General features: G+C 70.3%; 15 protein-coding genes and 1 tRNA gene. 6 read left to right on the top strand and 10 right to left on the bottom strand.

Annotation, left to right across the window (positions count from 1 at the left end; all coding sequences use genetic code 11):
- Positions 1-69 precede the first annotated feature (69 nt).
- Together PKE78_RS14025 and PKE78_RS14030 are read left to right on the top strand one after the other, a co-directional pair.
- Positions 70-1,707 carry a sulfite reductase subunit alpha gene (locus PKE78_RS14025; RefSeq protein ID WP_271201521.1) on the top strand — a complete coding sequence of 546 codons (1,638 nt, stop codon included), beginning with the start codon at positions 70-72 and terminating at the stop codon, positions 1,705-1,707.
- Between the two features lie 178 nt (positions 1,708-1,885).
- Positions 1,886-4,555 carry a nitrate reductase gene (locus PKE78_RS14030; protein ID WP_271201522.1) on the top strand — a complete coding sequence of 890 codons (2,670 nt, stop codon included), beginning with the start codon at positions 1,886-1,888 and terminating at the stop codon, positions 4,553-4,555.
- A 3-nt stretch (positions 4,556-4,558) separates the two neighbouring features.
- Here the strand turns inward: PKE78_RS14030 and murJ are convergent, their stop codons facing one another.
- From murJ to PKE78_RS14055, 5 genes are all read right to left on the bottom strand, one after another.
- A complete protein-coding gene (gene murJ / locus PKE78_RS14035) occupies positions 4,559-6,079 on the bottom strand; it encodes a murein biosynthesis integral membrane protein MurJ (protein ID WP_271201523.1) in 1,521 nt (506 codons plus the stop codon).
- 1,078 nt (positions 6,080-7,157) lie between these two features.
- On the bottom strand, positions 7,158-8,225 hold the full coding sequence (locus PKE78_RS14040; protein ID WP_271201524.1) for a sulfate/molybdate ABC transporter ATP-binding protein: 1,068 nt from the start codon (positions 8,223-8,225) through the stop codon (positions 7,158-7,160).
- Positions 8,226-8,234: 9 nt separating this feature from the next.
- The gene (gene cysW, locus PKE78_RS14045; RefSeq protein ID WP_271201525.1) at positions 8,235-9,113 is read right to left on the bottom strand and encodes a sulfate ABC transporter permease subunit CysW; all 879 of its coding nucleotides are present in this window, start codon (positions 9,111-9,113) and stop codon (positions 8,235-8,237) included.
- Positions 9,103-9,936: a sulfate ABC transporter permease subunit CysT gene (cysT, locus tag PKE78_RS14050; RefSeq protein WP_271201526.1), complete on the bottom strand. Its 834-nt coding sequence runs from the start codon at positions 9,934-9,936 to the stop codon at positions 9,103-9,105. Before cysT ends, cysW begins: the two co-directional genes overlap by 11 nt.
- Before the next feature lie 108 nt (positions 9,937-10,044).
- Positions 10,045-11,070, bottom strand: coding sequence for a sulfate ABC transporter substrate-binding protein (locus tag PKE78_RS14055; RefSeq protein ID WP_271201527.1), 1,026 nt, complete (start codon positions 11,068-11,070; stop codon positions 10,045-10,047).
- 204 nt (positions 11,071-11,274) lie between these two features.
- Between PKE78_RS14055 and PKE78_RS14060 the strand changes: the two genes are divergently transcribed.
- The 4 genes from PKE78_RS14060 to PKE78_RS14075 all read left to right on the top strand — a co-directional run bounded on the left by PKE78_RS14060 (position 11,275) and on the right by PKE78_RS14075 (position 12,437).
- Positions 11,275-11,352 (top strand) — tRNA-Pro (locus tag PKE78_RS14060).
- Between the two features lie 79 nt (positions 11,353-11,431).
- Entirely contained in the window at positions 11,432-11,599 is a 168-nt protein-coding gene (locus tag PKE78_RS14065; RefSeq protein WP_271201528.1) for a hypothetical protein, read from the top strand.
- A gap of 96 nt (positions 11,600-11,695) precedes the next feature.
- Entirely contained in the window at positions 11,696-11,953 is a 258-nt protein-coding gene (locus PKE78_RS14070; protein WP_271201529.1) for a hypothetical protein, read from the top strand.
- A gap of 100 nt (positions 11,954-12,053) precedes the next feature.
- Positions 12,054-12,437, top strand: a complete 384-nt coding sequence (locus PKE78_RS14075; protein WP_271201530.1) for a response regulator — start codon at positions 12,054-12,056, stop codon at positions 12,435-12,437.
- A gap of 37 nt (positions 12,438-12,474) precedes the next feature.
- Here PKE78_RS14075 and PKE78_RS14080 read toward each other — a convergent pair whose 3' ends face one another.
- The 5 genes from PKE78_RS14080 to PKE78_RS14100 form a co-directional block, all read right to left on the bottom strand.
- Positions 12,475-13,428: a YVTN family beta-propeller repeat protein gene (locus tag PKE78_RS14080; protein ID WP_428981283.1), complete on the bottom strand. Its 954-nt coding sequence runs from the start codon at positions 13,426-13,428 to the stop codon at positions 12,475-12,477.
- Positions 13,425-13,961, bottom strand: coding sequence for an SRPBCC family protein (locus tag PKE78_RS14085; protein WP_271201531.1), 537 nt, complete (start codon positions 13,959-13,961; stop codon positions 13,425-13,427). Before PKE78_RS14085 ends, PKE78_RS14080 begins: the two co-directional genes overlap by 4 nt.
- Before the next feature lie 138 nt (positions 13,962-14,099).
- On the bottom strand, positions 14,100-14,906 hold the full coding sequence (locus tag PKE78_RS14090; protein ID WP_271201532.1) for a hypothetical protein: 807 nt from the start codon (positions 14,904-14,906) through the stop codon (positions 14,100-14,102).
- A gap of 102 nt (positions 14,907-15,008) precedes the next feature.
- Positions 15,009-15,347: an Hpt domain-containing protein gene (locus PKE78_RS14095; protein WP_271201533.1), complete on the bottom strand. Its 339-nt coding sequence runs from the start codon at positions 15,345-15,347 to the stop codon at positions 15,009-15,011.
- A 6-nt stretch (positions 15,348-15,353) separates the two neighbouring features.
- A complete protein-coding gene (locus tag PKE78_RS14100) occupies positions 15,354-21,227 on the bottom strand; it encodes a translocation/assembly module TamB domain-containing protein (protein ID WP_271201534.1) in 5,874 nt (1,957 codons plus the stop codon).
- Between the last annotated feature and the right edge of the window lie 93 nt (positions 21,228-21,320).

Consider the following 21,320-nt stretch of genomic DNA (forward strand, 5'->3'; position numbering starts at 1 on the left):
CCGCAACGCGTCTGGGTCCCGGCTCTTCGGCCGGGACAAGGGGCTCGTGGCGCCGACCGGAGCCTCCTCATGACCGCGCAAGGCCAGATCCTTCCGCCGCTCGTCCCGGAAAACGCGCCCTTCAGCACAGAGCAGCGCGCCTGGCTGAACGGCTTCTTCGCCGGCCTGCTCTCCATGGACGGCGGCGTGCAGGCGCTGTCGCGCGACGCCGCGACCGCGCTGCTGGGCTCGCCCCTGCCCGGCGAAAGCCAGTCCGCGCCGGTCGAGGAGGATGACGGCGCGCCGTGGCACGACGCCTCCATTCCGATCGGCGAGCGCATGGAGATGGCGGCCGACCGGCCGGTGAAGCGGCGCATGTACGCCGCGATGGCCCAGCAGGACTGCGGCCAGTGCGGCTATCTCTGCGAGAGCTATTCGGCCGCCATCGCGGCCGGCGAGGAGACGAAGCTGAACCTCTGCGTGCCGGGCGGCAAAGAGACCACCCGCATGCTGAAGAAGCTGTTCGAGGAGCTCGACGGCGGCGGCGCGGCGCCCGCGAAGCCCGTGGCGGCGGCGCCCGCGGCGCCAGTCGCGCCCGAGCCCGGTCGCTCGCGCGAGACCCCAGTCGAGGCGGCGTTCCTGTCGAAGCGCGCGGTGAGCGGCGAAGGCTCCGACAAGGAGACCAACCATGTGGAGATCGATCTTTCGGCCTGCGGCCTGACCTACGAGCCCGGCGACTCGTTCGGCCTGTTCGCGACCAACGCCCCGGAGCTGTGCGCGGCGGTGGCCGCCCGCCTCGACGTGGCGGAGGACGTGGAGGTTTCCCACGATGGCCACACCCTGCCGCTGAAGACCTTGCTTTCGGAGCGCGTCTCGCTCGCCGCCGCGCCCGACGCGCTGTTCGAGCTCATGGGCGTCTACGCCGAAAACGCCGACGACAAGCAGAAGCTTGCCAAGCTCGCCGAGGGCGAGGACCCCGACGGCGACCTCGCGACGCTCGACGTGCTGGCCGCGCTGGAGAAATTTCCCGCCGCGACGCCGCCCGCCGCCGAATTCCTCGGCGCGCTCGATCCGCTGCAGCCGCGGCTCTATTCGATCTCCTCGGCGCTCTCGGCCGATCCCGGCAAGGTCAGCCTGACCGTCGCCGCCGTGCGCTACCGCATCGGCGACCGCACCCGGCTCGGTCTCGCCTCCACCTATCTCGCCGACCGCGTGGCGCCGGGCGACAAGCTCAAGGTCTATGTCCAGAAGGCGCACGGCTTCGCGCTGCCGAGGGCCGGCGACACGCCGATCATCATGGTGGGGCCCGGCACCGGCGTCGCGCCGTTCCGCTCGTTCCTGCGCGAGCGGATGGCGACCCGAGCCGCGGGCGGGGCCTGGCTGTTCTACGGCCACCAGCGCGAGGCGAGCGACTACTACTATCGCGAGGAGCTCGAAGAACTGCAGGCGGCGGGGGCGCTGACGAAGCTCTCGCTCGCCTGGTCGCGCGATGGCGCCGAGAAGGTCTATGTGCAGGACCGCATGCGCGAAGCCGGCGCGGAGCTCTGGAGCTGGCTCGAGAAGGGCGCGCATTTCTACGTCTGCGGCGACGCCAAGCGCATGGCGGCGGACGTGGAGAAGGCGTTGGTCGACATCGTGGCGACCCATGGGGCCAAGAGCGCGGACGAGGCCAAGGCCTTCGTCGCCGGCCTCAAGAAGGCCGGACGCTACCAGGCGGACGTCTACTGATGGGCGCGGGGGGCGCAGGAGCGGGCGAACGCGCCGGCCGTCATCCCGGCCGGAGCGGCGCAGCCGCGCAGAGCCGGGACCGTGTTCAGGACGAGGCGCTTCATTCGGAGAACGGTCCCGGCTCTGCGCTGCGCATCGGCCGGGATGACGCTGGTTTCGCTCCTGGCTCCGCCCGCCCATGAACATGCATCCCGCCGAGCTGCCGACCGCGCCGACCGCGACCACCTGCCCCTATTGCGGGGTCGGCTGCGGCGTGCTCGCGCAGCCTGACCGGCTCGGCGGGGCGACGATCGCGGGCGACCCGGAGCATCCGTCGAACTTCGGCCGGCTGTGCTCCAAGGGCTCGGCGCTCGGGGAAACGCTGTCGCTCGAGGATCGGCTGCTGCATCCGGAGATCGACGGCGCGCGGACCACTTGGGAGGCCGCGCTCGATCAGGTCGCCGACGGCTTCCGGCGCACGCTCGAGACCCACGGGCCGGGCGCGATCGCGATCTACCTTTCGGGCCAGCTCCTCACCGAGGACTATTACGCCGCGAACAAGCTGTTCAAGGGCTTCCTCGGCTCGGCCAACGTCGACACCAACTCGCGCCTGTGCATGTCGTCCTCGGTCGCGGGCCACAAGCGCGCCTTCGGGACCGACACGGTTCCCGGCGTCTACCGCGATCTGGAGACCGCCGATCTTCTGGTGTTCGTCGGCTCCAACGCCGCCTGGTGCCACCCGGTGCTCTACCAGCGCATGCTGGCCGCGCGGGCGTCGCGCGGCGCGAAGCTGGTGGTGATCGACCCGCGCGGCACCGCGACCGCGGAAGAAGCCGACCTCCACCTGCCGATCCGCGGCGGGACCGACTCTGCGCTGTTCTCGGGCCTGCTCGCGACGCTCGCCGACAACGGCCATGTCGACGGCGGTTACGTCGCCGCGCACACGCAGGGGTTCGACGCGGCGATCGCGCAGGCGCGCGCCATCGCGCCCGACATCGCGACGACCGCCGAGATCTGCGGTCTCGACGTGGCCGACGTCGACGCGTTCTTCGACCTGTTTGGACGGACGAAGCGCGTGGTGACGCTCTACAGCCAGGGCGTGAACCAGGCGGCCCAGGGAACCGACAAGGTCGGCGCCATCATCAACTGCCACCTCGCCACCGGACGCATCGGGCGCGAGGGCATGGGGCCGTTCTCGCTCACCGGCCAGCCGAACGCGATGGGCGGGCGCGAGGTCGGCGGGCTCGCGAACCAGCTCGCGGCGCATATGGATTTCGACGTCGAGTCGATCGAGAAGGTGCGCCGCTTCTGGAACGCGCCGCGCATGGCGCGCGCGCCGGGCCTGAAGGCGGTCGAGATGTTCGACGCGATCGGGCGCGGCGAGATCAAGGCGCTGTGGGTGATGGGCACCAATCCCGCCGCGTCGCTGCCGCGCGCCGACGCCGTGCGCGAGGCGCTGCGCGCGCTCGACCTGTTCGTGGTGTCCGAGAACGTCGCCTCGAACGACACGCTCGGCGCCGGGGCCCGCATCCGGCTGCCGGCCGCGGCCTGGGGGGAGAAGGACGGCACCGTCACCAACTCCGAGCGCCGCATCTCGCGGCAGCGCCCGTTCCTGGCCCCGCCCGGCCAGACCCGGCCGGACTGGTGGGCGATCGCGCAGGTGGCGAAGCGGCTCGGGTTCGGCGAGGCGTTCGACTGGCGCACGCCCGGCGAAGTGTTCCGCGAACACGCCGCGCTCTCCGCCTTCGAGAACAACGGGACGCGCGATTTCGACATCGGCGCGCTCTCGGAGCTCGACACCCGCGACTACGACCGCATGAAGCCGATCCAGTGGCCGGCCCGGCAGGGCTCGGTTCGCACCGAGACGCGGTTCTTCGCCAAGGGCGGCTATTTCACGCCGAACCGTCGCGCCCGCTTCGTCGCCGTGGCGCCGCTCGCCCGCCCCGCCCGCGAGCCCGCCTTTCCGCTGAGCCTGAACACGGGCCGCATCCGCGACCACTGGCACACCATGACGCGCACCGGCAAAAGCCAGCGCCTGTCGAGCCACATCGCCGAGCCGTTCGTCGAGATCCACCCGGACGACGCGGCGAAGGCCAACGTGGTCGACGGCGCGTTCGCGCGGGTGACGTCGGCGCATGGCGCGGCCGTGCTCAGGGTCCGGGTTGAGCCGGGCCAGCGCCGGGGCGCGCTGTTCGCGCCGATCCACTGGACCGCCGAGACCTCCTCGAACGGGCGGGTCGGCGCGCTCGTCCACTCCGTGACCGATCCGTTCTCGGGCCAGCCCGACGCCAAGGCGACGCCGGCCGCGATCGCGCCCGTGGCCTTCGCGCTTCAGGGCTTCGCGCTGGCGCGGGGCCGCATCGGCGCGTCGTCCTGCGCGTGGTGGGCGAAGGCGACCGTGCCGGGCGGCGCCGGGCTGCTGTTCGCCGACGACGCGCCGCCGGACCTCGCGGAGCTGCTGCCGGACATCGCGGCCGGCGACGAGATCGTCGACTACATCGACGCCGGACGCGGCGTGCTGCGGATCGCAGCGTTCCGGGACGGCGCGCTCGAGGCCTGCCTGTTCGTCGGTCCCGGCCGGCATGAGAGCGCCTGGACCTTCCTGCGCGCGAAGCTCGGGGAGCGGCTGACCGACGGCCAGCTGCGCAGCCTGCTGCTCGCGGGCCGCGCGACCGACGGCGCGGCCTCCGGTCCGCTTGTCTGCGCCTGCCACGGCGTGCCGAAGGGCGTCATCGCGGGCGCGATCGAGGGCGGCGCCTGCGACGCCGCGGCGGTCGGGGCGGCGACCAAGGCCGGCACCAATTGCGGGTCGTGCCTGCCGGAGATCCGCCGGATGATCGCGAGCGCCCGCGCGCTGGCGCCGGCCTGATCGTCACGCCCGGCGTCGGCGCGCCAAAAGAAACCCCGGAACGGCGATCGCGCCGAAGGCCGCGAACACCGCGGCGCCGATCAGCGTCGCTGGCGCGAGGTCGGGGAAGGCCGGGATCAGCCCCTTGACGGTCCCGGCCGGGGCGAGCGCCGCGAAGGCCGCGGCGATGGCGGCCGCGGTCGCGAGCGTCAGCGCGACCACGTTCAGCGTGAAGCGGCGGTCGGCGGCGAAGCCGCCGCGCCCGCGCAGCAGGATGACGAGCAGGATCACGTTCACCCAGGCGCCGACGGAGGTCGCGAACGCCAGGCCCGCGTGGGCGTAAGTGCCGATCAGCGCGAATTTCAGCACCAGGTTGGCGATCGTCGCGACCGCGAGCGCCTTCACCGGCGTCGCGGTGTCGCCGGAGGCGTGGAAGGCCGGCGTGACGCAGCGCAGCGCCACGATCGCCGGCAGGCCGATCGCATAGGCTTGAAGCGCGGCGGCGGCGCCCGCGACCGCCTTGGCGTCGAACGCGCCGCGGCCGAACAGGGCGGCCACCACCGGCTCGGCGGCCACGACGAACAGCGCCACGAACGGCAGCGTCATGAGCCACGCGCCCTCGAGCGCGCGGTTGAGACGGTCGCGGGCTCCGGCGAGGTCCTGCCGCGCCAGCCGTCGGGCGAGCTCCGGCAGCAGCACCGTGCCGACCGCGATGCCGACGACCGCGAGCGGAAGCTGGTACAGCCGGTCGGCGTAATAGAGGTAGGAGACCGATCCGGTCGGCAGGAACGACGCCAGGATCGTGTCGGCGAACATCGCGAGCTGGACGCCCGCCGAGCCGAGCACCGCCGGCCCGAACCCCTTCAGGAAGTTCCGCACATTGGCGGTGAAGCGCGGCAGCCGAAGCCGGAGCGACAGCCCGGCCCGCCCCATGTCGGCCACGACCAGCGCGAGCTGCGCCACGCCCGAGACCAGCACGCCGACCGCGAGCGCATGGGCGATGGTCGGGAACAGCCCGGAGGCCATCAGCGCCGCGATCATGCAGAGGTTCAGCAGGATCGGCGTCGCCGCCGCGGCCGCGAACCGGTCGTGCGCGTTCAGCACGCCCGCGATCAGCGTCATCACCGAGATAAGCAGCAGATAGGGAAAGGTGATCTGCGTCAGGCCGGCGGTGAGAGCGAGTTGCCCGGGGTCGGCGGCGAAGCCGGGGGCCAGCGCCGCCACCACCAGCGGCGTGAAGGTGAGCGCGAGCGCCAGCAGGCCGAGATGGACCGCGATCGTGATCGCCAGAACGTCCTCGGCGAAGGCCCGCGCCGCGCCCTCCCCGTCCTGGGTCAGCGCGCGGGCGTAGCGCGGCACGAAGGCGGCGTTGAACGCGCCCTCGGCGAAGATCGCGCGGAAATGGTTCGGCAGCCGAAACGCAATCATGAAGGCGTCGGCGAGCGGCCCCGCGCCCAGCACCGCGGCCATCATCACGTCGCGCACGAAGCCGAACAGGCGGGAGACGAGCGTCAGTCCGCCGACGGAGGCCGCCTTACGCCACATCGATCAGATGTCCCTCGACCATGCACCGTCGGGCACCGTCGCGCGGCGAGGGCGTAATGCGTACGAGAACAGGCGAGCGACGGTTATGAGGGATGGTACCAACTCGCTTGCGCTTCGCCCAAAGCCGACACTCGCAATGGAACACGTCGGGGGGGGGGGATATCCATGTGGCGAGCATGGTGCAAACTGTTGGCCGGTTTCGCAACGGCGATGATCGGGTTCGCTGGCGTCGCAGCGCACGCACAAGTGATTGAGCCCACAATCTATTCGGACGGCGCGTCATGTCCTGCGAATTGCGATAGCCACGTCGTTCTGCACAGCAGCCGGAATGGCACCGCCTATGCGTCGGCGCCCAGCAGTTCGAGGGCCAATCCCTCGCGCTGCGTAACCGGACAGCCGTGCCGGGTTTGCTTTTCCGAAAGCGACGCCTCCTGCATCGTCGCGACCTATCGCGGATCCGGCCCGCCACCGAACAAGTTCGATTTCACGCCCGCCTTTTACGAAGAGAATTGCGCCAAGCCTTCCTTGCCCGAAGCCCTGCGCAGGAAATGCGACAGCTTTCAACGCACGCTCGACCGTCGCCTCAGGGGCAACGTGTATTGCGTCGCAAGCCCCCAGCACGGTGCATGTCGGCCGATCATCGCCCGCGCGGAAGCAGCAAAGGCGCAAGACCGTCCGTTATGGGACGCTTGCCGCCGTGACGGCGAAGCCGCGTTCAACCGCGCGCATCGGAATGAGCCTAACAAACAGCGGTCCGAAGCCTGCGCTTACGAGAGGCGGGGTACCGGAGGGCCCAACAGCGCCGGCGTCACATGGCGTCGACTGAAGCCGGCAGTTTGCCAGTCGGGTTCCTATGTCGGACGGGACGGCTTGGACTGCTGCGATTCAAACCTGATGTCGCTGGGCGGCCTCGACCTAGAGTGCACACCCTTTTTGGCGCCCCGGTAACCAACCGGGCGCCACGAGGTTCTTCAAAGTCCGGCCGGGGTGAGGGTTAGATCGGGCCTCCGTTTTAAGGCCAGATGAGATGGCTTCATCGCATCTCCAGCGCGGAGCCTACCGCGCCGGAGATGCTGACTCAGACCGTGGCCGGCGCGCTGTCCGCCGGGAACAGCGCGTAGCGCTGGAACACGAGCCCGACCTTGTCGCCCACCGAGATGGGTGCGTCGCTGGGAAGCAGCGCCTCGATGCGGCTGCGCTGCGCGCCGACCTCGATGTCGGCCCGGCGATAGGCGCCGGTGCGGCGCAGCGCGGCGACGGTGCCCGCGACCGTGGACGAGCCGTTGAGCTCCTTCACCGTCACGTCTTCCGGGCGCACGAAGAAGCGCGCCGGGCCGTCCTCGGCCGCGACGCGCGACACGGGAAGCGGCGCGCCGTCGAGCGCCGCCGCGCCGGACTGCACCGTGACCGGGATGGCGCTCGACTCGCCGATGAAGGCGTAGACGAACGGGGTCGCCGGATTGTCGTAGATCTCGTCCGGCGTGCCGATCTGCTGAAGGTCGCCCTTGTGCAGCACGGCGACCCGGTCCGCGAGCTCCAGCGCCTCCTCCTGGTCGTGGGTGACGAACACGGTGGTGTGGCCGGTCTCCTTGTGGATCTGCCGCAGCCAGCGGCGCAGGTCCTTGCGCACCTGCGCGTCGAGCGCGCCGAACGGCTCGTCGAGCAGCAGCACCTGCGGCTCGATCGCGAGCGCGCGGGCGAGCGCCACACGCTGGCGCTGGCCGCCGGAGAGCTGCGACGGGTAGCGCTTCTCGAGACCGGTGAGCTGAACCAGTTCGAGAAGCTCCAGAACCTTCGCCTTGATCGCGCTTTCCGTGGGCCGCCGCGCCTTGTCGCGCACCCGCAGGCCGAAGGCGATGTTGTCGAACACCTTCATGTGGCGGAACAGGGCGTAGTGCTGGAACACGAAGCCGACGTTGCGCTCCTGCACCGAGCGCGACGAGGCGTCGACGTCTCCGAACAGGATCTTGCCGCCATCGAGCGTCTCGAGCCCGGCGATCGCGCGGAGCAGCGTGGTCTTGCCCGAGCCGGAGGGCCCGAGCAGCGCGACGAGTTCGCCCTGCCGGATGTCGAGGCTCACGCCGTTCAGGGCGGGAAAGGCGCCGTACTCCTTGCGGACGTCGCGGATCTTGAGATCAACGGACATGATGCGCCCTCACTTCCTGTGCTTCGAAGATATTTCACCGCCGTAGCGCCATTCCAGCAGCGACTTGATCACAAGCGTGACGAGCCCGAGGCCCGCCAGCAGCGACGCCGCCGCGAAGGCCGCGACGAAATTATAGTCATTATACAGAATCTCTACCTGCAGAGGGAGAGTGTTGGTCAGGCCCCGCAGGTGGCCGGACACGACCGAGACCGCGCCGAATTCGCCCATGGCGCGGGCGTTGCTGAGCAGCACGCCGTAAAGCAGCGCCCACCGGACGTTAGGCAGGGTCACTGACCAGAAGGTGCGCCAGCCGTTGGCGCCGAGCGACAGCGCCGCCTCCTCCTCGCTCGTCCCCTGCTCCTGCATCAGAGGGATGAGTTCGCGCGCCACGAAGGGGAAGGTCACGAACACGGTGGCGAGCACAAGTCCCGGAACCGCGAAGATGATCTGGATGCCGTGCTTGTCGAGCCACGGACCGAAGTACCCGCTCGCGCCGAACAAGATGACGTAGCACATGCCGGAAACGACCGGCGAGACCGAGAACGGCAGGTCGATCAAGGTCAGCATGAAGCTCTTGCCGCGGAACTCGAACTTGGCGATCGCCCACGAGGCGGCGAGGCCGAACACGATGTTGAGCGGCACGGCGATGGCGGCGACCAGCAGCGTGAGCCGGATCGCGGCCTGGGTGTCGGGGTCCTCGAACGCCTCGAAATAGACGGCGACGCCGTTCCGGAACGCCTCGGCGAACACCGCGAACAGCGGGATCACCAGGAACAGCGCGAGGAACCCGAGGCCGAGCACGATCAGCAGCAGCTTGGCGCCGGCGCTTTCGGTGGTCGGACTGGCGAGAGAGCGGCCCACGGGCGCGGTCGCGGCTTCAGCTGACATGACCGAGCCTCCGTCGCGTCCAGGCTTCCAGCAGGTTGATCAACAGCAGCAGCGCGAACGAGATCAACAGCATGATGGTGGCGACCGCGGTCGCCGCGCCGTAGTCGAACTCTTCGAGCTTCATGATGATGATGAGCGGCGCGATCTCCGAGACGTAAGGCACGTTGCCGGCGATGAAGATGACCGAGCCGTACTCGCCGACCGCGCGGGCGAAGGCGAGCGCGAAGCCGACGAGCAAGGCCGGGAACAGGGTCGGCAGAATGACCCGCGCCAGCGTGACCGGCCGGCGCGCGCCGAGCGTCGCCGAGGCCTCTTCGAGCTCCCGGTCCAGGTCGATCAGCACGGGCTGAAGCGTGCGGACCACGAACGGCAGGCCGATGAACACCAGCGCCACGAAGATGCCGAGCGGGGTGTAGGCGACCTTGAACGGCAGCAGCGCGCCGATCCAGCCGTTGGGCGCGTAGATCGCGGCGAGCGCGATGCCGGCGACGGCGGTCGGAAGCGCGAACGGCAGATCGACGGCCGCGTCGACCAGCCGCCGGCCGGGGAAGTCGTAGCGGGTCAGAATCCAGGCGAGGATCAGGCCGAAGACCGCGTTCAGCGCCGCGGCGAGCAGCGACAGGCCGAAACTGACCTTGAGCGCCGCCAGGGTGCGCGGGTCGGACGCGATCTGGATCAACCGCTCGACGCCGAGCGAGCCGGCCCACAGGATGACGCCGCCGAGCGGCAGCAGGATGATCAGCGTCAGCCAGAGCCAGGCGAACCCGAAGGTCAGTCCAAATCCGGGCAGCGCGCTGGGCGTGCGAAAGGTCGCGCGGCTCATGTAAGCGTCGTTCTCTCGTAAGGGCGCATGGCTGGTGTCGCGCGACGTCGCGGGCGGGAGCGGGTCCCGTCCGCGACGCTACGGCTGAACTGGAGCGAAAGTCCGGCGTCAGTTGCCCGGCTTGAAGATCTGGTCGAACACGCCGCCGTCGCCGAAGTGCTCGCCCTGGGCCTTGGCCCAGCCGCCGAACGTGTCGTCGATGGTGACGAGATTGATCGACTTGAAGCGCTCCACGTCCGCCTTGTTGGAGACGGTCTCGGGCTTCACCGGCCGATAGAAGTGCTTGGCGGCGAGCGACTGGCCCTCCGGCGAGTACAGCAGGTTCAGATAGGCCTCGGCGGCCTTGCGCGAACCGTTCTTGTCGACGTTCGCATCCACGATCGCGACCGGCGGCTCGGCGAGAATGGAGATCGACGGGAACACGATCTCGAACTTGTCGTCGCCGAACTCCTGGAACGAGAGGTAGGCCTCGTTCTCCCAGGCGAGCAGCACGTCGCCGAGGCCGCGCTGGGCGAAGGTGGTGGTGGAGCCGCGGGCGCCGGAGTCCAGCACGGGCACGTGCTTGAAAAGCTCCGCCACGAAGGCCTTGGCCTTCTCCGGATCGTTGTCGTTCTGCTTCAGGCCGTAAGCCCAGGCCGCCAGATAGTTCCAGCGCGCGCCGCCCGAGGTCTTCGGGTTCGGGGTGATGACCTCGACGCCCGGCTTCACCAGGTCGTTCCAGTCCTTGATGCCCTTCGGGTTGCCCTTGCGGACCAGGAACACGATCGTCGATGTGTAGGGCGAGGAATTGTTCGGCAGGCGCTTCTGCCAGTCCGCCGGCAGCTTCTTCGTCGCCTTGGCGATCGCGTCGATGTCGGAGGCGAGCGCCAGCGTCACGACGTCGGCGTTGAGGCCGTCGATCACGGAGCGGGCCTGCTTGCCGGAGCCGCCGTGCGACACCTGGACCCGGATGTCCTGCCCGGTCTCGGCCTTCCAGTGCTTCGCGAACAGCGCGTTGAAGTCTTTGTAGAGCTCGCGGGTCGGGTCGTAGGACACGTTGGTCAGCGTCGACTGCGCGGCGGCGGGAGCGGCCACGGCCACGGGCGCGACGACGGTCAGCGCAGCCAGAAGGCGGGCGGCGAGAAAGCGTTTCATCGGGTTCGATCTCCAGGGAACGGCCGCAGGATTCCGGGCGCCGCCTCCCAAGTCAACAATAAAATACATTTTCTATGGAATTATAGATATATTGCCAGTTTGTTTCTGTGGAATGCTTCTTGAGCAAGGACCTGCGCAAAGCGCCGGAAACCCATAACGGCAAGATTGCGTCGCCCCGCCTGCCCCTTTATAAGGCTCGCACGTCGGAGCGTGGCGCAGCCCGGTTAGCGCACTAGTCTGGGGGACTAGGGGTCGTGGGTTCAAATCCCGCCGCTCCGACCATTCGCCTTCCCCGCTTCCCCCACCCAAAACACGTCATGTCGCCCGGCGGAACGCCGGCCGACAGCAGGACATTGCAGACATGGACGACTACAAGGCGCTGCTCGATCGGATGAAGCAGGCGCAGCGGCAGTTGATCGACGCCGCCGCCAAGGCTCGGACGCTTCCCTCCGACGGCGCGCTGCGCAAGATCGCGGACCTCGAAGTCGCGATCGGCGCTCTCGAGCACCTGCTCGACGACGAGTCCTGAGCAGACGTAAAGACTTTGTGAAATTTTCGCGGGCGGCGGAACGCCCCGCGGCGGAAGCGCGTTGGAGCGACATAATCATCGCCCCAGAGCGCCGCCATGTTTTACGTCCTGCGATCTTCCGACACCAATCGCGACCAGAATATCGCGCTGGACCCCGCGCTCGCCGCCAAGGTTGCGGGCGAAGAGGCGATCGGTTTTGAAGCCGGCGCCGACGATATCGACTTCGTCGACGACGCTCTGCTCAATACGGCTCCGCACAACGCGATCGAGCGCCAGTTGCTGACCGGCGACGTCGTCGGCCTCGCCCTCATGTCCGGCGCGATCATCTGGAGCGCCATGGGCGCGATCGCCTGAACTTCCGCACATGATTTTCGCCGGTTCTAGTTCATTTGAACCTTGTCCGATCGGCCTCGACGTCTAGACCCAAACCGGATGCCGAAAGCGGGAATTCCGGGTGCGCGTTCTTTACGTCGATGATGAGCCGGATATCCGCGAAATCGCTGTTCTTGCGTTGAGGCTGGACTCCGACTTCGATGTGATGACGGCCGCCTCCGGGCGGGAGGCGCTGAGCGCGGCGATCGACTTCCGCCCCGACATCATTCTGCTCGACGTCATGATGCCCGAGATGGACGGTCTGGCGACGCTGGCCAGATTGCGCGAGGGCGACGCCACCAGCGCAATCCCCGTCGTGTTCATAACGGCGCGCACGCAGGCGCTCGAGATCGAACGCTTCCTGAAGCTCGGCGCGCTCGGGGTCATCCCGAAGCCGTTCGATCCGCTGACGCTCGCCATGCAGGTGCGGGCCCTGGTCCCCTCCTCCGTCGAGCCCGGCCGCTGAAGACGCAAGCGCCCGGGCCGTTTGGCGACTCGGCCGCTTACGGCGTCGCGCGGATGAACAGCCCGAAGGACCGCGGCCCGTCGCCGGTCTCGAACTCTTCGATCACCTTTAGCGTCTCGGCGTCGACCACGCTCAGCGTGTTGCCGAACCAGTTCGCGACATAGACCCGCTTGCCGTCGGACGAGGCCTGCGCCCCTTCCGGGTATTCGCCCACGTCGACCTCGCCGACCGACGCCAGCGTGCGCACGTCGAACACGCTGAGCCGGTTGGCGTACTGGTCGGTGACGAAGGCCCGGTCGCCAGCGAGCGCGATGACGTACGGGCGCTCCCCGACCTTGACGGTCGCCACGACCTTGCTGGCGGCGATGTCGACGACCGAGACGTCGTTCGAGGCCACGTTGGCGACATAGGCGCGCTCGCCTTTGGCGTCGACCGTGACGCCGAACGGCCGTTCCCCCACGGGCACGCGCGCGACACGCTGGTTCGTGGCGGTGTCGATGACGGAGAGCTCGTCGGAATCGCGGTCCGCCGACAGCAGCAGCGCGCCGTCGGGGGTCACCGCGAGGCCGGAGGGCGACTTGCCGACGTCGATCCGCGCCGTGATGGCGCGGGTTTCAGGATCCACGACGAGAATATGCGCCGCGTACCAGTCGGCGACATAGACCGGGCGTCCCGTTGGATGGACGGCGACGCCGAGCGGCCCGCCCTCGAGCGGAATGCGGTCCACGACCTTGCGCGCGGCGGCGTCGATGACCGTGAGCGCCTTGCCTTCCGGACTGGTGACGTAGGCGCGCGAGCCGTCGCGCGTCAGCGTGACGCCGGCGGGCTTGCCCGACACCGGAATGCGCGCGACCGTCTTGCCGGTCGCAAGGTCGAGCACGCCGACCTCGTCGCCGTTTTGATTGGTCACAAAGGCCTCGTCGCCGCGGGCGGGGCCCGCGACGACGACGATCAGCGCGGCGACGGCGGCCGCGCGGCCGAGAGGACTCAGCTGCCCTTCTCCACCTTGTCCTTCAGCGACTTCAGCCCGGCCTCGTAGAGCCCGTCCACAGCCTTCAGCGCCGCCTCGTCCGACAGCTCCGGCGGCGGGTCGTTGTTCGGGAAGCCGCGGTAGAACGCGCCGGACCAGGTCACGGTCGACTTGTCGCCCTCGCCCTTCACCACGATGTTGGACGAATAGTTCGTCACCGGCAGAACCTTCACCACGTCGTTGGTGATGCGGTAGGCGTAGGTGAACTTCTCGGCGTCGTACTTGGTCAGCAGCTCCTCGACGACCGCGCCCCCGTCCTTGAGCGTCAGCTTGCGGGTGGCGTCCTTGTCGTTGCCGCCCGTTCCTTCCGTTTTCTCGACGATCGGAATCCAGCTCGCGTCCTGGAAGTTGCCGACCACCGCCCAGACCTTGTCCGGCGCCGCGTTGATCTCGACCGACTTGCTGGTCTTCTGGCGCGTCGGGCCATGGGCCTCCGCGACGCCGGCCAGGCCGACCGCAAGCGCCGCCGCCGCGGCGAGCACGTGAAACTTCATCCTGGGGTTTCCTTCCATTGTCAGTCGACGTCCGCGGGGGATGGGACGACAGAGCGCCGACTTTCGAGGCGCGCGACGCATAAAATCAAAGGACGAGAAGCGGATAAAGCCTTTTGGACTTGTCCCTTCGCCGCAGGGTCAGAATCGGCAGGCGAGCCCAAGAACGAGCCCGCGCTCGTCGAGCGCGTCGCGGCCGATGGGCGTCGTGAAAGCCGCGGCATACAGCGACAGCGCGGCCGTCAGGTCGTAGAGCGCGCCGGTCTGCAGCTTGTGGATCCGTTGCCGCAACGGGTAGCGGCCGTCCCAGCGCGACAGGCCGAAGGTGTTGAAGCTCTGCGCCAGCCACTGCCAGCGGCTGCCCGCCCTGCGCCAGCCGAGCGTGGCGTCGAATCGGGCCTCGTCCGCGGGGTCGCCGAAGCGCGCGCGGTAGCCCGCCTGCAGATCGACGAAGCCGTGGCCGCCGAACGCCTCGAAGCTGCGCGCGACGAGCGCGCGGACGTCGGCCTGGTCGTCGGTCTCGCCGATCGCCGCCAGATCGTCGCTCGATCGCGCGCCGGAAATCAGGCCCGACGCCTGCGCCGAGACGATCCAGCCGTCGTTTGCGTAAAGCCTTCGCCGCACGCCCAGCTCGACCCGCCCGAGGCCTGTGCGCCGCGACCGCGCCTCGCCGCGGACCGAAATGTCCTGCAGCGACGCGGCGGCGAACAGCGTCAGCGCGTCGGTCCAGCCGTACTCGCCAAAAAGCTGCAGCTCGCGCTTGAGGAAATGGTCGCGGGGCTGCGGACGCCCCTTGCGATCGAAGTACTGGTCGCCTTCCTGCGCGAACGCGACGGCGAACAGCTTGATCTCGCCTTCCGGCATCGTGAACGCGCCGGCCCGCGCCGAGCAGAGCCCAGCGAGCATCCCGCACGTCGCAATGAGCACCCCGACGACGATCCCGCGCACGGCAGGTCCCGCAGCTTGATCGGGGCGGACCCTCCGCCGCGATCAGCGCGTTAATCTTGCCGCGTTACGCGCATACCGCGCAATACGTGATTCGCACATCCGTCAAGTCCGACAGGCGGCGAGACTACGGATATCCTCGACAATGTCGGGCACGAGGCCGCCGTCCCGCTCGGCGGAGGCGACCAGCGCCTCGAGAGCGCGGGCACGGGCGCCGAGATCGCGAAGCCCCACCGTCGGCGCGCTGCCCGCGATGCTGTGAAGACCGCGCAGGAGATCGGCCCGGGCGAGGTCGGAGCCGGGAGGCTGATGCTCGCGAGCCGCGCGCGCAAGCTCCACGAGCGCGCCCGTTCGCGCGTCGAGCCCGGCGACGAACCGGGCCCTTACCGCCTCAAGAGCGGTTTCGAGACGGGCGCGCGCCGCGTCGTCGCCCGCCTCCGTCATCGCGGCTCAGTAATCCCATTCGACGGCGACGCCTGCCGCGCTGTTGCCCGCGGCTCCCGTCTCACCCTGAACCTTGATGTTCTTGGTCACGTCGATGTCGACCGTGACCTTGCTCGACTCCGGCGTCGTGCCCTGGCGGACGCCAAGGTAGATGTTGTCCGAGATGTAGCGGCCGACGCCGACCGCCGGCCCTCCGCCGTCGCCGTCGCCCGCGGTGACGTCCAGCACGTCGACGCCGAGGCTCTTGCGCACGCTCTCAAGCGCGCCCGAACCGCCGCCGCCGGCGGTGTACTGCGCCAGCCCCTGGGCGAGCTGCAACGCCTCCGAGGCGTTGAGTTCGCCGGCGGACTTCTTGAACAGCAGACGGGCCAGCACCTCGTCCGTCGGCAGCGTCGGCTGCGACGTGAAGTTGATCTGCGGCCGCGAGGCGGTTCCCGTCACCACCACCTGCGCGGTGACGTCCCTCGCCTTGGTCTCGGCGAGGAAGTCGATCGTCGGATCGAGGTCGCCGGCGAAGGAGACCGAGCCGCGCGTGAACGTCAGGCGCTGGCCGATGACCACGATCTGGCCGCGGCCTGAGCGCAGCTCGAACGCGCCGACCGGCTGGGGCGCGGCCGAGGTGCCGGCGAGCTTGATCTGGCCGCCCGCCTCCGCGGTCATACCCATGCCGCGAATGAAGATGCGGTTGTTGGCCTGAACGTCGATGTCGAGCGTCGCGACGAAGGCGTCCTCCTTCGCCGCGGCGCGCGTCTTGGCGGCGTTGGCGGCCCTGAGCTGCTGCGCCACGCGCCCTTGCGCGTTGCGGTGCTGGACGCCGTCGAGCGGCGTGTACTGGGCCGGAAGCCGGTCGGGGATCTGGATCTCGATCGAGCGCGCCGAGATCGTGCCCGACACGGTCGGCCGCCGCGCCAGCGCGCCGGACAGGCTGAGGTTGGTGTCGACGATCGCGGTGACGATGTCGGTGCCCATGACCTCGGCGTTCTGGGCGCGGATCGACAGCTCGCCCGGGAAACCGCGCGCGGGATCGACGGCGACGCGGCCGGAGCCCGAAATGCTGCCGCCGTTGCGGGTCGTCGCGCGCAGCGAGCGCAGCTCGACGTTCGTGCCATTGGCCGCGACGGAGGCCTGGATGCCGCGAAGCTGCAGGCCCGAGGCGCGGTTGGAGTAGGACGCGTTCGCAAGCTGGGCCGTGCCGTTGATCGCCGGCGACGAGGTCGAGCCGCGCACGGCGACGTCGAAGGTCGCGGCGCCGTCGACCCGGTCGCCCGACACCGACAGCGTGTCGTTGAGGAACGCGAGCGGCGCGCGCCCCGCGACCTTCAGGTCGAGATCGCCCTGCCCGAGCGGCGCCGAGCCCGTGGCGGTGACGCGCAGCCCGCCGGCGCCGGTCACGACCGTGTTGGTGGTGACGCGGCCGTTTCCGAGATCGCCGCGGGCGTCGATCTGCGCCGCCGGAACGCCGGCGCCGCGCGTCTGCGCGGTCGAGAGGTTCGAGACCTTGAGCGTGTAGGAGCCCCGCGGCGCCGACAGCGGGCCGGCGACCTTGGCGTCGCCCTGCAGCACGCCCTGCGCCCCGAGATCGGGCGAGAAGCCGTTCGCGAGCGCCAGCGGAACCTGGCGGAGCTCGACGTTCATGTCGAGTTCGCCCGTGACGCCGAGCGGCGCGGAGCCGACCGCGCTCAGGCGCATGGCGCCGCCGGTGACGAGCGTGTTCGTCGTCACCCGCTGCCCTTCGAGCTCGCCCTTGGTGGTCACCTGCAGCGTGGGAACGCCCCTCGCCTGCGCGGCGGTGAGGCCGGTGATTTTGAAGTCGTAGCCGCCGCGCGGCGCGCTCACCGGTCCGGTCACCTTCGCGCCGCCCTGCAGCCGGCCGGCGAGCCCGAGCGAGGGCTGGAAGGCGTTGGCGATCGCGAGCGGCAGTTCGGCGACGGCGACGTCCATGTCGAGCTCGCCGTCGCCGATCGGCGCCGAGCCCTTGATGGTGGCGCGCACCCCGCCGCCGCCTAAGATCAGCGTGTCGGTGGTGACGCGGTTTCCCTCGTAGGCGCCGCTGGTGTCGACCGAGATCGCCGGAACGCCGCGCGCCTTGGACGAGGTGAAGTCGCGCACCTTGGCGCTGTAGGTCGCGCGCGGGGCCGCGAGCGGACCGCCGATCCTGGCGTCCGCGTTGGCGCGACCGGCGAGGCCGAGGCCGGGCGAGACGCCATTCCCGAGCGACAGCGGCAGTTCGCGCACCGCGACCGTGAGATCGAGATCGCCGGCCGCGAGCGGAGCGGAGCCGACCGCGGTGACGCGCATGCCGTCCGGTCCGGTCACGAGCGCGTCGGTGGTCACACGCGGGCCTTCGAGCGCGCCCTTCGCGGTCACCTCGAACGGTCCCGGCGCCTGCGCCGCCTTGAGGCCGACGACCTTGAGGTCATAGGCGCCGCGCGGCGCCGTGATCGGGCCGGTGACGTCGGCGGTCCCGGTGAGGGAGCCCGCGAGGCCAAGCGAGGGGACGAAGGCGTTCGCGAGCGAAAGCGGCAGCTCAGCGATCGCGACGTCGAGATCGACGTCGCCGCTCGCGAGCGGGGCCGAGCCCTTGACCGTCGCCCGCACCCCGCCGCCGCCGGTGATCAGCGTGTCGGTCGTGACCCGCAGGCCTTCGAGCTTGCCCTTGGTCTCGATCTGCACCGCCGGCACGCCGCGCGCGGTCGCGGAGGTGAAGTCGTCGATCTTCGCGGCGTAGTCGCCGCGCGGCGCGGCGATCGGCCCGACAATGCGGGCGTCGCCGTTCATCAATCCGGCGAGGCCGAGGCCGGGCCAGAACCCGTTCACGAGCGACAGCGGCAGCTCGCGGATCGCGACCACCATGTCGAGATCGCCCTCGCCCAGCGGCGCGGCGCCTTGCGCGGTGACGCGCAGGCGCTCCGGCCCGGTGATGACGGTGTCCGTGACGACGCGCGCGCCCTCGTACCGGCCGCTGGTGGCGATCTGAAGCGCGGCGATCTTGGCCGCGCGGGTGTCGGCGACCGAGAGGTCGCGCGCCCTGACGTCGAAGGTCGCGACCGGAGCCGAGGCCGAGCCGGTGACCTTGGCGTTGGCGTCGAGCATGCCGGAGAGGCCGAGCGTCGGCGCGAAGGCGTTGGCGAGCGCGAGCGGCAGCTCCTTGATCGCGACGTCGAGCGCCAGCCGCTCGCCGGCGGATCCGGTGACGTTCAGCGCGCCGCCCTGCCCGGCCTTCAGCGACAGCGCGTCGATGAAGACGTCCGAGCCGACGACCCGCACCCGCGCAGGCGCCGCGAGGCTGGCGTTCTGGCCGCCGCCCTTCAGGTCGAGCCTGCTGACGTCGACGACGGTCGCGGTCGGCGCGTAGAGCACCCGCGCCGCGGTCGACAGCGCCGAGCCAAGCGCGGCGACGTCCGCCGTCACGTCCATGCGGTCCGGCTGGCCGTTGGCCTTCACCGAAAGCGTCTCGATGATCTGGCCGCCGGCCGCGACGCCGGAACCCGAGACGGTTCCGTCGATCAAGATCTTGCCGGTCGGATCGGTCACGGTCGCCGCGACGTCGAGCGCCTTCACGCGGGCGCCCGGCGCGAGGATGTCGGCGCCGTTGGCCTTCACCGCCGCGCGCTGCACGCCGTTCTCGACCGACAGCGCGACGTCCGCGTCGAGGCGGCCGCCGAGTTCGGTCAGCGCCAGCGCGCCAAGTTCTGCGAGATCCGGCGCCGCGATCACGATCCGTCCGGTGGCGAGGCCGTCCGGCGTCGCGGCGACGTCGCCTTTGACCGTCGTCGAGGCGATCGCGAGGTCGAGCCCCTCGACGCGGCGGACACCGTTAGCCTCGGTCGTCAGGCGCCCCGTTCCACGGATCGGCTTGCCGTCGAGCGAGCCGGCGAGCCCGATCACGCCGCCGACAGCGCCGGTGACGTCGGTCGCGTCGACCGTGACGCGGACGTCCTTGAGCGCGCGATCCAGCGCGCGGCCATCCGGAACCGACAGCGTCGCCTTGAGCGCAAGATCGTCAAGCTTGCCGGTCAAAGCCGCGTCGAGGAGCGCCCTGCCCTTCGCGCGCGCGTCCAGCCGCTCCAGGTCGGCGAGCTCGGCCTTCACGGTCACATTGGCCGCTTCCGGCGTCGCCGACCCGTTCGCGGCGAGCGTCACGTGCCGACCGTCGATCTTCACGTCGTCGAAGGCGAAGGCGCCGTTCGGCGAGCGGCGCACGCCGCCGCGGATCGTCACGTCGCCGCCGGTCAGGCCGTCGACCTGCGCGAGCCCGGTGGAGAGCCCCGTGGTCCGGCCGTCGAGGGCCATGTCGAGACGCGACATGTCGTAGGCGAGGTCGACGTCGGCCGCGAGATCGACCGCGCCGGCGAGCGTCCGGCCCGCGAGCGTCGAGAACATCGAGAGGTCGCGCGCGGCGACGGTCGCGCGGCCCCTCGCCGCTTCGGCCGAGACCGCGCCCGTGTAGGAGGCGGTGGAGCCGGCGAGCGCGAGATCGGCGCGCTTCACCTCGGCGTCGCCGGCGAGGGTGCTGTCGACGTCGAGATCGAGGGTCAGCGTGCGTCCGACGCCGGCCATCAGCCGCTCGTCGGCGAAGCGCAGGCCATCGGCCTTGACGGTCGCGACCGCGGCGACCCGCGCGCCTGGCTCCGTCAGCGGGCCGTTTGGCGTCAGCGTCAGGTCGATGCGCGCGGCGTCGGCGCCGGCCTGGGGCGCGTTGACGCCTGCGCCCTGAAGGTTCGCGACGATGATGGGATGGGTGAACGGCCCCTTGGCCGTGCCCGACAGCGCGAGCGAGCCCCAGCCGAGTCCCGGCGGCAGCAGGCTCGCGAACCGCGCGATCTCGCCGGCCTTCAGGTCGTAGACGACGTCGAGCGTCTCCGCTTCGATGTCGACCGCGCCGCGCAGGCCGAGCCGCAGCGCGGCGCCCGACACCGTGACGTCGGTGAGCCGGATGGGCCCTGCGTCCGGAACCACCGCTTCCGCCGCGATCCGCGTGCCGCCGCCGAGCAGGTCGGCGTAGGCCGGCGGGACCAGACGGCCGACGTCGCCCTCGACCGACAGGACGACAGTGCGCTCGGAATCCTTTCGGCCGAGATCGACCGCCGCGTCGATGCGGCCGCGGTCGCCGGCGGTGAGCACGGCCTGCGCGCGCAGCGCGTCGAGCGTGCCGCCACCTTCGACGCCGATGTCGACCGGGGGCAGGCCGGGGATCTGCGCGAGGCGCGCGACCAGGCCGCCCGCGGGTTCGCCGCCGCGGATCGATATCCGGATGCGTTTGGTGCTGGGCGTGTAGCCAGCTTCGCCCTTGATCTGGCCGGCGACGCCATCGGTGCGCCGCACGTCGAACCGCGCGGCCAGCCCCTGGGCCGGATCGCGCAGCGAGGCCGAGGCTTCGGCCGCGAGCCGCGCCGGCACGCCCATGACCGCCTCGGCGAGATTGAGGTCGTCGAGCGCGAAGCGTTTGAGTTCGATCTGGATCGGCAGCTCGGGGATCAGCGGCGCGTCCGGGTCGGCGGGCGGCTCCGGTTCGGTCGAAGGCGGAATGATCGGCGCGCGTGCGACGTCCACCCGCCCGAGCTCGACCGCGTCGATCGTGAGCGAACGCCCGATCAGCGCCAGCGGCGACCACGCCACCCGGGCGCGGTCGACGCTGAGCCAGCGCCCTTCGCGGTCGGCGATCTCGAGGTCGCGGATCGTCAGATCGGACGGGAACGAGCCTTCGAGCCGGCCGATTCTGATCTTCGAATCGTCGGAGCTGGCGTAGGTGTTGACGAGCCCCGCGATCGTCGCGAGCCCGGAATCGGTCTTGGCGTAAAGGAACAGACCGCCGATCAGCGCGACCGGAATCAGCAGCAGCACGAGAAGGACGATGAGGGCGCGCTTCAGGATGGCCATGACCGCTCGTTCGCTGGGGCGGCCGGGCTCGCCGCGCTTTCGACCCTACACGAGTTCGCGCGGACGCGACACGCCGGGAGTTATCGGGATACC

Source organism: Methylopila turkensis (assembly GCF_027922325.1).
Lineage (GTDB): Bacteria > Pseudomonadota > Alphaproteobacteria > Rhizobiales > Methylopilaceae > Methylopila > Methylopila turkensis.

Bases quoted from the DNA above. Each gene is read 5' to 3' on its own strand.
- PKE78_RS14025 (WP_271201521.1), top strand. From the start codon at position 70: ATGACCGCGCAAGGCCAGATCCTTCCGCCGCTCGTCCCGGAAAACGCG.
- PKE78_RS14070 (WP_271201529.1), top strand. From the start codon at position 11,696: ATGTTTTACGTCCTGCGATCTTCCGACACCAATCGCGACCAGAATATC.
- PKE78_RS14055 (WP_271201527.1), bottom strand. From the start codon at position 11,070: ATGAAACGCTTTCTCGCCGCCCGCCTTCTGGCTGCGCTGACCGTCGTC.
- PKE78_RS14085 (WP_271201531.1), bottom strand. From the start codon at position 13,961: ATGAAGTTTCACGTGCTCGCCGCGGCGGCGGCGCTTGCGGTCGGCCTG.
- cysT (WP_271201526.1), bottom strand. From the start codon at position 9,936: ATGAGCCGCGCGACCTTTCGCACGCCCAGCGCGCTGCCCGGATTTGGA.
- murJ (WP_271201523.1), bottom strand. From the start codon at position 6,079: ATGTGGCGTAAGGCGGCCTCCGTCGGCGGACTGACGCTCGTCTCCCGC.
- PKE78_RS14040 (WP_271201524.1), bottom strand. From the start codon at position 8,225: ATGTCCGTTGATCTCAAGATCCGCGACGTCCGCAAGGAGTACGGCGCC.
- PKE78_RS14065 (WP_271201528.1), top strand. From the start codon at position 11,432: ATGGACGACTACAAGGCGCTGCTCGATCGGATGAAGCAGGCGCAGCGG.
- cysW (WP_271201525.1), bottom strand. From the start codon at position 9,113: ATGTCAGCTGAAGCCGCGACCGCGCCCGTGGGCCGCTCTCTCGCCAGT.
- PKE78_RS14095 (WP_271201533.1), bottom strand. From the start codon at position 15,347: ATGACGGAGGCGGGCGACGACGCGGCGCGCGCCCGTCTCGAAACCGCT.
- PKE78_RS14030 (WP_271201522.1), top strand. From the start codon at position 1,886: ATGAACATGCATCCCGCCGAGCTGCCGACCGCGCCGACCGCGACCACC.
- PKE78_RS14100 (WP_271201534.1), bottom strand. From the start codon at position 21,227: ATGGCCATCCTGAAGCGCGCCCTCATCGTCCTTCTCGTGCTGCTGCTG.